Source organism: Streptomyces sp. NPDC024017 (genome assembly GCF_040638895.1).
Lineage (GTDB): Bacteria > Actinomycetota > Actinomycetes > Streptomycetales > Streptomycetaceae > Streptomyces.
The window spans coordinates 760,463-775,208 of the sequence record NZ_JBEZYZ010000002.1 but is presented as its reverse complement, the minus strand read 5'-3'; the positions used below and the strand labels follow the sequence as shown (position 1 = coordinate 775,208).

14 protein-coding genes are annotated in these 14,746 nt (G+C 70.8%); 3 read left to right on the top strand and 11 right to left on the bottom strand.

The features are described 5' to 3' along the window. The first annotated feature begins 843 nt into the window (after positions 1 to 843). A complete protein-coding gene (gene trpS, locus AB0G20_RS08345) occupies positions 844 to 1,881 on the top strand; it encodes a tryptophan--tRNA ligase (RefSeq protein WP_361297661.1) in 1,038 nt (345 codons plus the stop codon). A 44-nt stretch (positions 1,882 to 1,925) separates the two neighbouring features. Here trpS and proC read toward each other — a convergent pair whose 3' ends face one another. From proC to AB0G20_RS08320, 5 genes are all read right to left on the bottom strand, one after another. Beyond that, a complete protein-coding gene (proC, locus tag AB0G20_RS08340) occupies positions 1,926 to 2,738 on the bottom strand; it encodes a pyrroline-5-carboxylate reductase (RefSeq protein ID WP_361297658.1) in 813 nt (270 codons plus the stop codon). 112 nt (positions 2,739 to 2,850) lie between these two features. Further along, positions 2,851 to 3,630: an ABC transporter permease gene (locus tag AB0G20_RS08335; RefSeq protein ID WP_361297655.1), complete on the bottom strand. Its 780-nt coding sequence runs from the start codon at positions 3,628 to 3,630 to the stop codon at positions 2,851 to 2,853. Beyond that, positions 3,627 to 4,460 (bottom strand): ABC transporter ATP-binding protein, encoded by an 834-nt coding sequence (locus AB0G20_RS08330; RefSeq protein WP_361297652.1) that lies wholly within the window; start codon positions 4,458 to 4,460, stop codon positions 3,627 to 3,629. Before AB0G20_RS08330 ends, AB0G20_RS08335 begins: the two co-directional genes overlap by 4 nt. Before the next feature lie 47 nt (positions 4,461 to 4,507). Next, the gene (locus AB0G20_RS08325) at positions 4,508 to 5,332 is read right to left on the bottom strand and encodes a class I SAM-dependent methyltransferase (protein WP_361297649.1); all 825 of its coding nucleotides are present in this window, start codon (positions 5,330 to 5,332) and stop codon (positions 4,508 to 4,510) included. Positions 5,333 to 5,451: 119 nt separating this feature from the next. After that, a complete protein-coding gene (locus AB0G20_RS08320) occupies positions 5,452 to 6,048 on the bottom strand; it encodes a dihydrofolate reductase family protein (RefSeq protein ID WP_361297646.1) in 597 nt (198 codons plus the stop codon). Positions 6,049 to 6,120: 72 nt separating this feature from the next. On the opposite strand from AB0G20_RS08320, the gene AB0G20_RS08315 reads away from it, so the two are divergent. Then, positions 6,121 to 6,699, top strand: a complete 579-nt coding sequence (locus AB0G20_RS08315; RefSeq protein ID WP_361297643.1) for a TetR family transcriptional regulator — start codon at positions 6,121 to 6,123, stop codon at positions 6,697 to 6,699. Positions 6,700 to 6,746: 47 nt separating this feature from the next. Here AB0G20_RS08315 and AB0G20_RS08310 read toward each other — a convergent pair whose 3' ends face one another. After that, complete coding sequence (locus tag AB0G20_RS08310) at positions 6,747 to 7,259, bottom strand: EamA/RhaT family transporter (protein ID WP_361297640.1); 513 nt, start codon at positions 7,257 to 7,259, stop codon at positions 6,747 to 6,749. A gap of 280 nt (positions 7,260 to 7,539) precedes the next feature. Beyond that, positions 7,540 to 7,860 (bottom strand): SH3 domain-containing protein, encoded by a 321-nt coding sequence (locus AB0G20_RS08305; protein WP_031108843.1) that lies wholly within the window; start codon positions 7,858 to 7,860, stop codon positions 7,540 to 7,542. Between the two features lie 181 nt (positions 7,861 to 8,041). Between AB0G20_RS08305 and AB0G20_RS08300 the strand changes: the two genes are divergently transcribed. After that, positions 8,042 to 10,186, top strand: coding sequence for a serine/threonine-protein kinase (locus AB0G20_RS08300; RefSeq protein ID WP_361297636.1), 2,145 nt, complete (start codon positions 8,042 to 8,044; stop codon positions 10,184 to 10,186). A gap of 93 nt (positions 10,187 to 10,279) precedes the next feature. On the opposite strand, the gene ilvD is transcribed toward AB0G20_RS08300, so the two are convergent. The 4 genes from ilvD to AB0G20_RS08280 all read right to left on the bottom strand — a co-directional run bounded on the left by ilvD (position 10,280) and on the right by AB0G20_RS08280 (position 14,740). Continuing rightward, positions 10,280 to 12,133 (bottom strand): dihydroxy-acid dehydratase, encoded by a 1,854-nt coding sequence (gene ilvD, locus AB0G20_RS08295; protein ID WP_361297633.1) that lies wholly within the window; start codon positions 12,131 to 12,133, stop codon positions 10,280 to 10,282. A 138-nt stretch (positions 12,134 to 12,271) separates the two neighbouring features. Then, entirely contained in the window at positions 12,272 to 12,904 is a 633-nt protein-coding gene (locus AB0G20_RS08290) for a TetR family transcriptional regulator (RefSeq protein WP_361297630.1), read from the bottom strand. After that, positions 12,901 to 13,725: a sugar phosphate isomerase/epimerase gene (locus AB0G20_RS08285; RefSeq protein WP_184560907.1), complete on the bottom strand. Its 825-nt coding sequence runs from the start codon at positions 13,723 to 13,725 to the stop codon at positions 12,901 to 12,903. The genes AB0G20_RS08290 and AB0G20_RS08285 overlap by 4 nt, the downstream gene beginning before the upstream one ends. 82 nt (positions 13,726 to 13,807) lie before the next feature. Beyond that, on the bottom strand, positions 13,808 to 14,740 hold the full coding sequence (locus tag AB0G20_RS08280; protein WP_361297627.1) for a Ppx/GppA phosphatase family protein: 933 nt from the start codon (positions 14,738 to 14,740) through the stop codon (positions 13,808 to 13,810). Between the last annotated feature and the right edge of the window lie 6 nt (positions 14,741 to 14,746).

The following is a 14,746-nucleotide window of genomic DNA, read 5'->3' as shown; positions in this document are numbered from 1 at the left end:
CCGTGAATGTTTACCGGTAATCCGGTCGACACCACGAGAGCGGAACAGTCAGGCGGAATAGGCCCGACCGTTCACAGCGTCCTCGCTGTGTTTTTTCAAAGGAACCTCGACCATCGGTTGTCCGATGGACGGGGTATCAACATATCTGGCGTTGACTTTTGGCACGCTGTTGAGTTCTCAAGGAACGGTCGCTTCCTTTGTACTCACCCTCTCGGGCTTTCCTCCGGGCGCTTCCCTTCGGTCTTGCGTTTCCGACTCTATCAGATCTTTCCGATCCGATTTCCTCGGTGCTTTCCAGGTTCCCGCTTCCGCGTTTCCCTTTCCGGCGGTTCCGACTCTATCAGATCCTTTCGGGCCTGATCCCCGGTCAGCGGGGTTTGTCTTTGCGGCTGTTGGGCCGTTCCGACGAGTGAGACTTTAGCGGATTCCCCGGCTCCCGAGCCAATCGGGGGCCGCGTCCTTTCGAACGAGGATTCCTCATTCCGTAAATACACATGCCAATGAAGCGACGACAGATGTACTGCACGCCGAATAGTGGCTGGTACCTGCGGATTGGCTGCCCGGGGACCGACCGGAGTCGGCGCTCACGTCGGGCAACTCGGAGAACACTACGGATCCGGGTCTGGGCGTGTCAACTCAAGGGCGGACGGCACTTCGGGGGCGTACTGTGGGCCGCATGACGACGCGTACGTGCACCCAGCTGTGGTGGGCCGCCTGACGGCGGCCGTCCTCACGTATGCACTCTACGGCCGCCGCTTCGGCGGCCGTTTTCGTTTCTCCCTCCCGGAACCACGGAGGGGCGGCCGCCCGGAGCGGCGGTCCCGACCAGGAGGTGGAGGAGAGATGACACGGGTCTTCAGCGGGGTCAAGCCGACGGGGCATCTGACGCTGGGGAACTACCTGGGGGCCATGCGGCGGTGGGCCGAGGTCGACCAGCACGAGGCGGACGCCTTGTTCTGCGTCGTCGATCTGCACGCCCTGACCGTGGACCACGATCCCGCGCGGGTGCGCAGGCTGAGCCGGCAGTCGGCGACGCTGCTGCTGGCCTCCGGGCTCGATCCGGAGCTCTGCACGGTGTTCGTGCAGAGCCATGTGGACGAGCACGCCCGGCTGTCCTACGTGCTGGAGTGCGTGGCCACCGACGGGGAGATGCGGCGAATGATCCAGTACAAGGAGAAGGCCGCGCGGGAGCAGCGGCGGGGCGGGAGTGTGCGGCTGTCGTTGCTGACGTATCCGGTGCTGATGGCGGCGGACATCCTGGCGTACGGGGCCGACGAGGTGCCGGTGGGGGACGACCAGGTGCAGCACGTGGAGCTGACGCGGGATCTGGCGGTGCGGTTCAACCAGCGGTACGGGCACACGTTCGTGGTGCCGCGGGCCACGCGGCCGGGGGTGGCGGCGCGGGTGATGAACCTGCAGGATCCGGCGTCGAAGATGGGCAAGAGCGACGACGTCGGGCCGGGGATCGTCTATCTGCTGGACGAGCCGGACGTGGTGCGCAAGAAGGTCATGCGGGCGGTGACCGACAGCGGGCGGGAGGTCGTGTACGACCGGGAGGCCCGGCCGGGGCTCGCCAACCTGCTGGAGATCCTCGCGGCGTGCACGGGTGGCGAACCCGGGGCCTTGAGTGCTGGGTACACGTCGTACGGCGCCTTGAAGAAGGACACGGCCGAGGCGGTGGTCGAGGTGCTCCGGCCGTTGCAGGAGAGGCACAAGGAGTTGTGCGCGGATCCCGGCTATGTGGAAGGGGTGCTGCGAACCGGTGCGGAGCGGGCCCGGGGGATGGCCCGGCCGACGGTGGATGCCGCGTATCGGGCGATCGGGCTGTTGCCGGCCGTGGCGGAGGCGGCGACCGGTGCCGGGGCCGTGGCGGCGGTGTGAGGTGACGCGGCTGCGGGGGCGGGTGACGGGCCCGCCCCCGGTGGTCAGCTGTTGTTGCCGGAGGCCAGGGCGCGGCTGCGGTCGCGGGCGGCTTCGAGGGCGGCGATGAGGGCGGCCCGTACGCCGTGGTTCTCGAGTTCGCGGATGGCGTTGATCGTCGTGCCGGCCGGCGACGTGACGTTCTCGCGGAGCTTGACCGGGTGTTCGCCGCTGTCGCGGAGCATCGTCGCGGCGCCGATGGCGGACTGGACGATCAGGTCGTGGGCCTTGTCGCGGGGCAGGCCGAGGAGGATGCCGGCGTCGGTCATGGCTTCGACCAGGTAGAAGAAGTAGGCCGGGCCGGAGCCGGAGAGGGCGGTGCAGGCGTCCTGCTGGGACTCGGGGACGCGGAGGGTCTTGCCGACGGCGCCGAAGATCTCCTCGGTGTGGGCGAGGTGGTCGGCGGTGGCGTGGGTGCCGGCGGAGATGACGGACATCGCCTCGTCGACCAGGGCGGGGGTGTTCGTCATGACGCGGACGACCGGGGTGTCGGGGGCGAGACGCTCCTCGAAGTAGGCCGTGGGGATGCCGGCGGCGCCGCTGATGACCAGGCGGTCGGCGGGGACGTGGGGGGCCAGCTCGTCGAGGAGGGTGCCCATGTCCTGCGGTTTGACCGTGAGGATCAGGGTGTCGGCGGTCTTGGCGGCCTCGGGATTGCTGACCGGGGTGACGCCGTAGCGGGTGCGGAGTTCCTCGGCTCGTTCCTGGCGGCGGGCGGTGACCAGGAGGTCGGACGGGGTCCAGCCGGCGCGGATCATTCCGCTGAGCAGGGCTTCGCCGATCTTGCCGGTGCCGAGGACTGCGACTTTCTGGGTCATGGCTGAGGTGCCCTCCGGGGGTTGCGCGTCGTCCGGGTTCATCCTCGCACTCGGGGGTGGCGGGCGGGGGTGATGTCCGGTGGGCGGAATGCCGGCGCCTTCGCCGGGTGGTCTACGCCGTCCGGCGCCTGAGGGTCGCTGCGCCCAGGGTCAGGACCAGGAGTGCGCAGCCCGCGACGATCAGGGCGTCGCGGACGAACGCGGCGGTCATGTCCGTGTGGCGGAGGACCTCGTTCATGCCGTCGACGGCGTAGGACATGGGGAGGACATCGGAGATGGCCTCCAAGGCCGGGTGCATGTCGTCGCGCGGGGTGAACAGGCCGCACAGGAGCAGCTGGGGGAAGATCGCCGCCGGCATGAACTGGACCGCCTGGAATTCCGAGGCCGCGAAGGCCGACACGAAGAGGCCGAGGGCCGTGCCGAGGAGGGCGTCGAGGAGGGCCACCAGGAGGAGGAGCCAGGGGCTGCCGGTGACGTCGAGGCCGAGGAACCAGACCGCGAGGGCCGTGGCCAGGGCGGACTGGATGATCGCGAGGGTGCCGAAGGCGAGGGCGTAGCCGGCGATGAGGTCGCCCTTGCCGAGGGGCATGGCGAGGAGGCGTTCGAGGGTGCCCGAGGTGCGTTCGCGCAGGGTGGCGATGGAGGTCACCAGGAACATCGTGATCAGCGGGAAGATCCCGAGGAGGGACGCGCCGATGTTGTCGAAGGTGCGCGGGCTGCCGTCGAAGACGTAGCGCAGCAGGAACAGCATCACGCAGGGGACGAGGATCATCAGTGCGATGGTGCGGGGGTCGTGGGTGAGCTGGCGCAGGACCCGGGCCGCGGTGGCGGTGGTGCGGGAGGCGTTCAGGGCCCTCGGTGGGGTGATCGTCCTGGTCGGGGTGGTGGTCATCGGGTCGTCTCCTTGGTGCGGGCCGCTGCTTTTGCCGCGTCCACGAGGTGCAGGAAGGCCTCCTCGACCGTGTCGGCGCCGGTGCGGGCGCGCAGGGTGTCGGGGGTGTCGTCGGCGAGGAGTTCGCCCTCGCGCATGAGGAGGAGGCGGTGGCAGCGCTCGGCCTCGTCCATGACGTGAGAGGAGACGAGGAGGGTGGCGCCGCAGCCGGGCGCGATGTCGTGGAAGAGGTTCCACAGGTCGCGGCGCAGGACCGGGTCGAGGCCGACGGTCGGTTCGTCGAGGACCAGGAGTTCGGGGGCGCCGAGGAGGGCGACGGCGAGGGAGACGCGGCTGCGCTGGCCGCCGGAGAGGTTGCCGGCGAGAGCGTCGGCGTGGGTGGTGAGGTCGACGTCGGCTATCGCGCGGGTGACGTTCTCGTCGCGGCGGTCGGCTGCGGCGCGGCCGGGGTCGAGGATCGCGGCGAAGTAGTCGAGGTTCTGGCGGACGGTCAGGTCGTCGTAGACGGACGGGGCCTGGGTGACGTAGCCGATGCGGGTGCGCAGGGTGGGGTGGCCGGCGGGGTGGCCGAGGACGTCGAGGGTGCCGGTGACCTTGGCCTGGGTGCCGACCAGGGCGCGCATGAGGGTCGACTTGCCGCAGCCGGAGGGGCCGAGGAGGCCGGTGATCTGGCCGCGGGGGACGGTGAAGCGGAGGTTGCGCAGGACCGTGCGGGGGCCGCGGACGACGGTGAGGTTCTCGGCGTGGACGGCAGTGGTGTCCGGGTCCGGGGACTGGCCCGGGACGGCTGCCGGACCTGGGCGCGGCGAACCGGGAGCATTATTCATCATGCGATGAATAATGCTCCCGGGGGTGGGAGGCGTCAAGCGGGTGCGCGTCAGGCCGGGGACTTGGCGAGGAGGAGGACGACCTCGTAGACCTCCTCCACGAACCCGTCCGGGAAGGTCCGGAGGAGGTGCTCGCGCTCCTCGGCCAGGAACGCCGCGGTGTGTTCCGCGCCGTGCACGAGGAAGACCGAGTGGCTGCCGATGTTGGCCAGGTGGGTGTCGACCGGGACGCGGCGGCTCCAGCGGACGGTGCGGTGGGTGAAGTCGAGGCGGCCGGTGGGGTCGGCGGCGCGGGCGTTGACGTTGCGCTTCTCGGCGGAGACGTCGATGCCGAAGTGGCGTTCGGTGCGGGCGGCGGCCTCGGCGATCCAGGGGACGTCGAGGGCGTCGGTGTTCCACCAGAGGGCGAGGGCGCCGCCGGGGCGCAGGACGCGCAGGGCCTCCGGGACGGCGCGGGCGGGGTCGGTCCAGTGCCAGGCCTGGGCGTAGGTGATGAGGTCGACGGAGGCGTCGGTGAGGGGGAGGTCGTCTCCTGTGCCGCGGATGATCGGGATGCCGGGGAGGGCGCGGCGGAACTGGGCCGCCATGCCGTCGCCGGGCTCCACGGCGATGACGTTCGCCCCCCGTGCGTGGAGGAGGGCGGTGGCGATGCCGGTGCCGGCGCCGATGTCTGCGGCGCGGGCGCCGGTGAGGGGCCGGCCGGTCAGGTCTTCTATCGCGTCGAAGAGGGCCGGGGGGTAGGAGGGGCGGTTGGCCGCGTATTGGGCCGCGGCGGCGTTGAAGGAGTGGGCTCGGGCGGTTCGGGAGGGCTCGGCGGGAGGTTCGGGGGTGCGGTCGGCTCCGATGGGGTGGTCGGTGGAGGGAGGTGTGGTCATAGGGCCATGGTGGCCGGGGGTGGGGTGCGGTGCGGTGAGTTTTCGGTGAGACCGGCGGATGCTGAAGTGCGGTGGCCGGCGGCGCTCTTCGTGCGGGGCAGGGGGTTGGCCCGCAGGCCCTAGCGGGGGGTGGTGAGGCGGGTGAGGGTGACGCCGCTGGGGAAGGCGGTGCGCTCGGCGACGTCGAAGACGGTGGGGTCGAAGGCTCCGTCGAAGGCAGGGATCCCGGCGCCGGCGACCACCGGGTAGTGCTTGATGACCAGTTCGTCGATCTCGGGCAGGAGGGCACCGGCGAGCTTGCCGCCGCCGCAGAGCCAGACGTTCAGCCCGGTGTTCTCCTCCCGCTTGAGTTCGCGGACGAGGGCGAGCGGGTCGCCCGGAACGACGGTGACGGCCGGGTCGACGTCGGGCGCGAGCGTGCTGGAGACCACGTACTGGCGCAGGTGCGCGTAGGGGCTGGTCATCCCCCTGTCGAGGGGGTCGCGGTAGGTGCCGAGGCCCATGACGACGGGGTCGAAATACCGGTTGGGTGCGTCGGCGAGGCCGACGGCGGCGCGGTAGGCGGTCGGGACGGTCTCGGGGTACAGGGAGTTGACCCAGGCGCTGTAGGCGGCGCTCTGCTGTTCGTCACCGGCAGGGAAGAAGTCGTACTCGCCGCGGGGTCCGGCGATGCGGCCGTCGAGGGTGACCGCGATGTAGTACACGAGCTTTCGCATCTTTGATAACTCCATTCGTAGTACTCTCCTTGAAGTGGTTTGGAAGTTAGTACTACACCTGGAGTGGTGTCAATGGTGAGACGGAACGACCAGCGGCGCGCCGCCCTCGTCGATGCGGCGATCGAAGTACTGGCCAGGGAGGGCGCACGGGGTCTGACGTTCCGGGCGGTGGACGCCGAGGCCGCCGTACCGGCCGGGACCGCGTCCAACTACTTCGCCAGCCGGGACGACCTGCTCACCCAGGCCGGCGCCCGTGTCTACGAGCGGCTCCAGCCCGACGACGCGACGATCGCGCGCCAGCAGGCGGCCGGCCGCGACCGGGAGACCTACGCCGTGCTGATGCGGGAACTGGTCGGCCGCGTCGCCGCTTTCCGCACCGGCTACCTCGCCCTCCTCGAACTGCGCCTGGAGGCCACCCGCCGCCCCGAACTGCGCAAGGTCCTCACCGAGCGGGTCCGCGCCGACGTCGACGCCAACGTCTCCTACCACGAAGCCTCCGGCCTCCCCGGCGACGCCATGGCCGTCAAACTGCTCATGCTGACCCTGAACTGGCTGATCGTCGAACAGCTCACGCTGCCGGACGTCTTCACGGAGGCGGAGCGCGAGGAACTGGTTACGGCCGCGGTCGAGCGCATCGTGGCGGCGCACTAGGCGGCCGGCCCCTCAACCCGCGTCGACAACCCTGCGGGTCAGTACACCTAGGGCCGGCGGCGGTTCCTCGGGTTGCCCGAGCGGCGGGTCGTGCGCTTCTCGTACTGCTTGCGGGCCTCTTCGTACTCCTCGCGGTGGAGCTTCTCTCCGGGGGCCTCGGTGAGGGAGCGGAAGAAGTAGGCGAGGAGGGATCCGACGAAACCGACGGTCAGGAGGCCGCGGAGGGAGGCCTGGCGGTCGGGGTCGGGGCGGCGGGTGAAGCCGTCCCAGGTGTGGCGGAAGGCCAGCGCGCTGCAGATCGCGAACATCACGACCATGAGGAGCGTGACGAAATCGCCGATCGCGGCGATCTGGAGGCCCTGGTAGGCGAGACGCAGGACGAGGCAGGAGGCGACGGCGGTGGCGAGGGAGCCGGCGGCGACCGCGATGCGGCGTGCGGTGTAGCCGTTGTCGTGGTTCAGCCAGGTCGTGCCGAAGAAGCGCAGGGGCTCTGGTCGGGGGCCGAGGGCCTCGGCCGCGGAGCCCGCGGGGGTGACAGGGGTGCTGTCGTCTGCACTCACGGGTCGATTATGACCCTTGCCGGACCGCGGGCTCCGTGCGGGCTAGCCGCAGCGGGAGGCGACGTAGCCGTCGCTGCCCGTCTTGACGTAAGCGTCCGCGACGAACTCACCGTTGCTGATGTTGTCCCAGATGTTCGACGTGCCGTACGTGCCGGTGACGGTGGTCCCGGGCCCACGGCTGCGCCCACAGCAGCAGTGGTGACCACACCGACAGCCAAGGACTTCCAGTCGAACAGTCCGGTCGGGTCGCATGAGTGGTCCCGGCGTAGTGAGAGGCGGATCAGGAGCAGCGCGGGCGGACGTAGCCGTCGCTGCCGGTCTGCACATAGGCGTCCGAGACGTACTCGCCGTCATCGATGTTGTCCCAGATGTTCGTGGTGCCGTACGGACCCGCCACCGTGGTGCCGGGGCGCTGGCAGAAGATGGTGACCCTGGCTCCCTCGGGCAGGACGCGGACCAGGGCGTAGCCGGTGCCGGGTCCGCTGCGGACGTTCAGGCGGACGCCCGGGGCGACGGCGTACGAGCGCAGGGCCGATGCCGCCATGGTGACGGCTTCCCCCTCGCCTCTGCCTTCGAGTTCCTCGACATGGTCGACAGACATGCGTTTCTCCCCCGTTGAACCCCATGGCTGCCATGGGGTGTCGTTGATTCCCCCGAGTCACGCCATGAAACACGTGTGCGCAACTCGTGCGTGGAGGCTAGCAAGCCGCCTCTGTCCCGTACGAGTCTTCGACTAGGCTCCGTGCGTCGCGCGCGCGGACGAACAGCACGGGGGTGGTCCCATGGCGCCACAGCGGAACGCCGGAGCGGGCGCGGAAGCGGAACTTCCCGAATACGCCGGTCACTACCGTCTGGAGTCCTGTCTGGGCTCGGGCGGCATGGGTGTCGTGCATATGGCCCGGAGCGCCTCCGGGATGAAGCTCGCGGTGAAGGTCGTACACGCCCAGTTCGCCAAGGACCCCGACTTCAGGGGGCGTTTCCGGCAGGAGGTGGCGGCGGCGCGGAAGGTGAGCGGTGCCTTCACGGCACCCGTCGTCGATGCTGACCCGGACAGCGAACGGCCTTGGATGGCGACGCTGTTCATCCCGGGACCGACCTTGTCCGACCAGGTCAAGCGGAACGGCCCCATGGAACCGGCCCAGTTGCGGCGCCTGATGGCGGGGTTGGCCGAGGCGCTGCGTGACATCCATCGTGCCGGGGTCGTCCACAGGGATCTGAAACCGAGCAACGTCCTGCTCGCCGACGACGGACCGAAGGTCATCGACTTCGGCATCTCCCGGCCGATGGACAGCGAACTGCGCACCGAGACCGGGAGGTTGATCGGTACGCCGCCCTTCATGGCGCCCGAGCAGTTCCGGCGACCGCGCGAGGTGGGGCCGGCCGCCGACATTTTCGCGCTCGGGTCGGTGATGGTGCACGCGGCCACAGGCCGGGGGCCGTTCGACTCCGACAGCCCGTACATCGTCGCCTACCAGGTGGTGCACGACGAGCCCGACCTGACCGGTGTGCCGGACGAGGTCGCGCCGCTGGTGCTGCGGTGTCTGGCGAAGGAGCCGGAGGAGCGGCCGACGCCGGACGAGTTGATGCGGGAGCTGCGATCCGTCGCGGCTTCGTACGACACGCAGACGTTCATACCGGCTCAGCGGACCGGGGACACCGAAGGTTCGTGGCAACCCGCCGGGAAACCCGTCCGTGCGGTGGAAGCCGCCCGTGCCGTGGAGTCCGGTCATGCGGTGAAAGCCGGTCGTGGCAGAAGGCTGCGGCTCGGCAGGCGGACGCTCCTCGGAGCCGGGGCGTTCGGCCTGGCCGTTGTCGGTGCTCTGGCCTCGCTCCCGTTGCTCGACGGTGACGGTGGCTCACCGCAGCCCGCCTCCCCGCGGACCACATCGGCCGCGTTCAGCGGGTGGCAGACGACCCCGGCTGCCGGGGACAGCGCACCCCTGTGCTCCCACGGGGCAGGACGGCTGCTCTGCGCCACGTCCGGACTGGTCTTCGCCCTGGATCCGTCCGACGGACACCTGTTGTGGCGGCACCCTGTCGGCAAGGGACCCCGGAAGGAGTCGCCGGTGCTGGCGGGTGGACTCGTCCAGCCCTCGCCGGACCAAGGGCGTCGTCTGGAGGCGCTCGATCCGGCCTCGGGCAAAGTGCGCTGGCAGCGGGTCACACCCGAGGCCGGCAGTGCGGTGTACGCCGGCGGCATGCTCCTGGTCACGGGTGCCGACGGGAAGGTCACCGGCGTGGACGGCGCCTCGGGCGACTCGCGGTGGAGCACCCGGATCCCCGGCCATGAGGTGCCGTACGTCGCCACGTTCACCGGTGACCCGTCGGCGTACGCCATCAGCGCGTCGGGGGACGGGAAGCGCACCCGGCTCACTGTGGTGGACCCGCGGACGGGTGACGTGCGCTCGGACGTCCGGCTCGACGGGACGCTGAAGCCCTTCGGCGCGTCGGACGGCTCGGTGTTCCTCCTGTCCGTCGACGCGGTGCACGGCGATGCGCGGGGCGTGGTCCGCTACACCCCGAAGACGGGTGAGACCCGCCGGGTGCCCCTCACCGCTCCCCTCCAGCAGGCCCATGGCGCCGTGCGCGGGAACCTGGCCTACCTCATGGGGACCGGGGGATCGATGGTGGCCGTCGATCTCGAGGCGCGTGAGCAGATGTGGAGTCTGGAGACGGGAACGATGCGGGGGTCCACGCCGGTCGCCGGTGACCGGTACGTGTACGTGGCCGCGTCGGACGGGCGGCTGCTCGCCGTCGACGCGCGGCGCGGGAAGCTCGCCGGGCAGACGTCCCCCCTGCTGGGCGACCGGTCGGACCGGATCCCGGCCGCGCTGCCCGAGCCCGTGGTCGTGGGCGACCGGGTCTACGGCAGTGCGCCGGACGGGACCGTCTTCGCCGTGAACGGGCGCGATCCGGCGGCCTGGTAGCCGACGGGCATCGGCTCCGGCGGCCTGGTAGCCGGCGGGCATGCGCGAGGGCCGCCCCCGGCACGCGGAAGACGGCCCTCGGTGCGAGAAAGGTCAGCCCAGCTTCGACACGTCCCGCACCGCGCCCTTGTCCGCGCTGGTCGCCATCGCCGCATAGGCGCGCAGCGCCGCCGAGACCTTGCGGTCGCGGTTCTTCGGGGCGTACACGCCGTTCAGCGCCTGCTCGCGGCGGGCCAGCTCGGCGTCGTCCACCAGCAGCTCGATGGAACGGTTGGGGATGTCGATGCGGACGCGGTCGCCGTCCTCGACCAGGGCGATGGTGCCGCCCGCGGCCGCCTCGGGCGAGGCGTGGCCGATGGAGAGGCCGGAGGTGCCGCCGGAGAAGCGGCCGTCCGTGACCAGCGCGCAGGTCTTCCCGAGGCCGCGGCCCTTCAGGTACGAGGTCGGGTAGAGCATCTCCTGCATGCCGGGGCCGCCCTTGGGGCCCTCGTAGCGGATGACGACCACGTCGCCGTCCTTGACCTGCTGGGTGAGGATCTTCTGGACGGCCTCCTCCTGCGACTCGCAGACGACCGCCGGGCCCTCGAAGGTCCAGATGGACTCGTCGACGCCGGCCGTCTTCACGACGCAGCCGTCCACGGCCAGGTTGCCCTTGAGGACCGCGAGGCCGCCGTCCTTGGAGTAGGCGTGCTCGGCGGAGCGGATGCAGCCGCCCTCGGCGTCCTCGTCCAGGGCCTCCCAGCGCTCGGACTGGGAGAAGGCCTCGGCGGAGCGGACGCAGCCGGGGGCCGCGTGCCACAGCTCGACCGCCTTCGCGGACGGGGAGCCGCCGCGCACGTCCCAGGTTTTCAGCCAGTCGCCCAGGGACGGGCTGTGCACGGAGTGCACGTCCTCGTTGAGCAGGCCGGCCCGGTGCAGCTCGCCGAGCAGGGCGGGGATGCCGCCGGCGCGGTGCACGTCCTCCATGTAGTACGTGCGGTCCTTGGCGACGTTCGGGGCGACCTTGGCCAGGCACGGCACGCGGCGCGAGACCGCGTTGATCTCGTCGAGGCCGAAGGGGACGCCCGCCTCCTGCGCGGCGGCCAGCAGGTGCAGGATCGTGTTGGTGGAGCCGCCCATGGCGATGTCGAGGGCCATGGCGTTCTCGAAGGCCGCGACGGACCCCACGCTGCGGGGCAGGACCGTCTCGTCGTCCTGCTCGTAGTAGCGGCGGGTGATGTCCATGACCGTGTTCGCCGCGTCGACGTACAGCTGTTTGCGGGCCGTGTGCGTGGCGAGGACCGAGCCGTTGCCCGGGAGGGAGAGGCCGATGGCCTCGGTCAGGCAGTTCATCGAGTTGGCGGTGAACATGCCGGAACAGGAACCGCAGGTCGGACAGGCGTTCTCCTCGATGCGGAGGATGTCCTCGTCCGAGATCTTGTCGTTCACCGCGTCGGAGATCGCGTCGACCAGGTCGAGGGTGCGGACCGTGCCGTCGACCAGGGTGGCGCGCCCGGACTCCATGGGGCCGCCGGAGACGAAGACCGTCGGGATGTTCAGCCGCAGGGCGGCGTTCAGCATGCCCGGGGTGATCTTGTCGCAGTTGGAGATGCAGATCAGGGCGTCGGCGCAGTGCGCCTCCACCATGTACTCCACGCTGTCCGCGATCAGGTCGCGGGAGGGCAGGGAGTAGAGCATGCCGCCGTGGCCCATGGCGATGCCGTCGTCGACGGCGATCGTGTTGAACTCGCGCGGGATGCCGCCGGCGGCGACGACCGCCTCGCTGACGATCCGGCCGACCGGCGCCAGGTGCGTGTGGCCGGGCACGAACTCGGTGAAGCTGTTGGCGACCGCGATGATCGGCTTGCGGCCGATGTCCGCACCCGGTACACCGGAGGCGCGCATAAGGGCGCGGGCGCCCGCCATGTTGCGGCCGTGGGTGACTGTGCGGGACCTCAGCTCGGGCATCGTCGCTCGCTCCTTCAGAGACGGCGTCAGAGGTTCGGAGATTTCTGACTGCTGTCGAGCGTACGCCGGTCATCCAGTGGGCGGGACGGTGTGTCCGAAATGCGGGATGACTGTCTCGGACGACGGCACCCGCACGCCTTACGGATCGGTCAGGTGTCCCTGTACTACGGGCGCGAGCCTGGCGATGATCTGCTCCGGGTCCGCCGAGGCCAAGGGCTCGATCTTGATGACGTACCGCAGAATCGCGGTGCCCACGAGCTGGGCGGCGGCGAGCTCGGCCCGCAGCTCGGCGTCCGGCAGCTCCAGGCGCACGGCGATGCGGCGCAGCACCTGGGTGGCGATGATCCGCCGGAAGACGGCGGCCGCGGTCTCGTTGGTGACGGCGGACCGGACGATGGCGAGCAGGGGCGCGCGGGTCGCCGGGTTCTCCCAGATGCCGAAGAAGAAGCGGGCCAGGCGCTCCCCCACCCCGTCGAGCGGACCCTCCTCGATCGCCTTCGGTGCTTGCAGGGCGGGTCCGAAGGACTGGGTGATCGCCGCCTCGAAGACCTGCTCCTTCGTGCCGAAGTAGTGGTGCACGAGGGCCGAGTCGACCCCGGCGGACTTGGCGATGCCGCGGACGGACGTCTTCTCGTAGCCGCGCTCGGAGAACTCGTCGCGGGCGGCGGTCAGGATGCGGTCGCGGGTGTCCGCCGCCTCCGTGCGCGGGGGGCGGCCACGGCGGCGGGCGGTGGTGCCGGACCCGCCGTCCGCCGGGGGCCGGTCGGTCATCGCCTCGGCACCTTCACGGCCGAGGCCAGGTGCAGACGGGTGAAGGCCAGGGCCTCCGCCAGGTCGGCCTCGCGCTCCGCGCTCGACATGGCGCGGCGGGTGTTGACCTCGATGACGACATGCCCGTCGAAGCCGGTCAGGGCGAGCCGCTCCAGCACCTCGGCGCAGGGCTGCGTGCCGCGGCCGGGCACCAGGTGCTCGTCCTTGGCCGAGCCCCGGCCGTCGGCGAGGTGGACGTGGCCGAGGCGGTCCCCCATGCGGTCGACCATGTCCAGCGCGTCGGAGCGGGCCGTCGCCGTGTGGCTGAGGTCGATCGTGAAGTGCCGGTAGTCGTCCTTCGTCACGTCCCAGTCGGGGGCGTACGCGAGCATCTCGCGGTCGCGGTAGCGCCAGGGGTACATGTTCTCGACGGCGAACCGTACGTCCGTCTCGTTCGCCATGCGCCAGATGCCGGCGACGAAGTCCCGGGCGTACTGGCGCTGCCAGCGGAACGGGGGGTGGACGACGACCGTGCTCGCGTCGAGCTTCTCGGCCGCGGCGCGGGCCCTCTGGAGCTTGGTCCACGGGTCGGTGGACCACACGCGCTGCGTGATGAGCAGGCAGGGGGCGTGCACGGCCAGGATCGGGATCCGGTGGTAGTCGCTGAGTCTGCGCAGGGCCTCGATGTCCTGGCTGACCGGGTCGGTCCAGACCATGACCTCGACTCCGTCGTAGCCGAGGCGCGCGGCGATCTCGAAGGCCGTGGCCGTCGACTCCGGGTAGACCGAGGCCGTCGACAGGGCGACCTTCGCGTCCGGGATCTTTACGGCTGGCTCTGCCATGCAGGACAGATTACGGGGTGTGGTCGGGGTGGGGTGGGGGGCCTCTTGGCCGTTGTGGTGTTTGCCATAGGCGGGCGGGCCCCTACAGGGACTCCATGTGATCCAGGCGACGCAGGATCACGCCCTCCCGCAGCGCCCAGGGGCATATCTCGACGCGCTCCACGCCGAACAGGTCCAGCGCGGCCTCGGCCACCAGGGCGCCCGCCAGCAGCTGGCCCGCTCTGCCCTCGGAGACTCCGGGCAGCTCGGCCCGCTCCGCCTCCGTCATGCCGGCCAGCCTCGGGACCCATTCCTCCAGGGACTCCCGCTTGAGTTCGCGCTGGACGTACAGGCCCTCGGCGGAGCGGGCGGCGCCGGCGATGCGGGCCAGCTGCTTGAAGGTCTTCGACGTGGCGACGACGTGGTCGGGGGTGCCGAGGCGGCTGAACTCTCCGACCGTGCGGGCGATCTCGGTCCGCACGTGGCGGCGCAGGGCGCGGACCTCGTCCGGGCCGGGCGGGTCACCGGGCAGCCAGCCGGCGGTGAGGCGGCCGGCGCCCAGCGGCAGGGAGGCGGCCGCGTCGGGCTCCTCGTCCATGCCGTAGGCGATCTCCAGGGAACCGCCGCCGATGTCCAGGACCAGCAGCTTCCCGGCCGACCAGCCGAACCAGCGGCGGGCGGCGAGGAAGGTCAGCCGGGCCTCCTCGGAGCCGGTGAGGACCTGGAGCTCGACGCCGGTCTCGGCGCGCACGCGTTCGAGGACGTCATCGGCGTTACGGGCCTCCCGTACGGCGGAGGTCGCGAACGGGAGGACCTCCTCGACGCCCTTGTCCTCGGCGGCCTGGAGCGCCTCCTTGATGACCGAGACCAGCCGGTCGACGCCGTGGGGGCCGATCGCGCCGTCGTCGTCGAGGAGCTGGGCGAGGCGCAGTTCCGCCTTGTGCGAGTGCGCGGGCAGCGGGCACGCGCCGGGGTGCGCGTCCACCACGAGCAGATGCACCGTGTTCGATCCCACGTCGAGGACACCGAGTCTCATGTACGG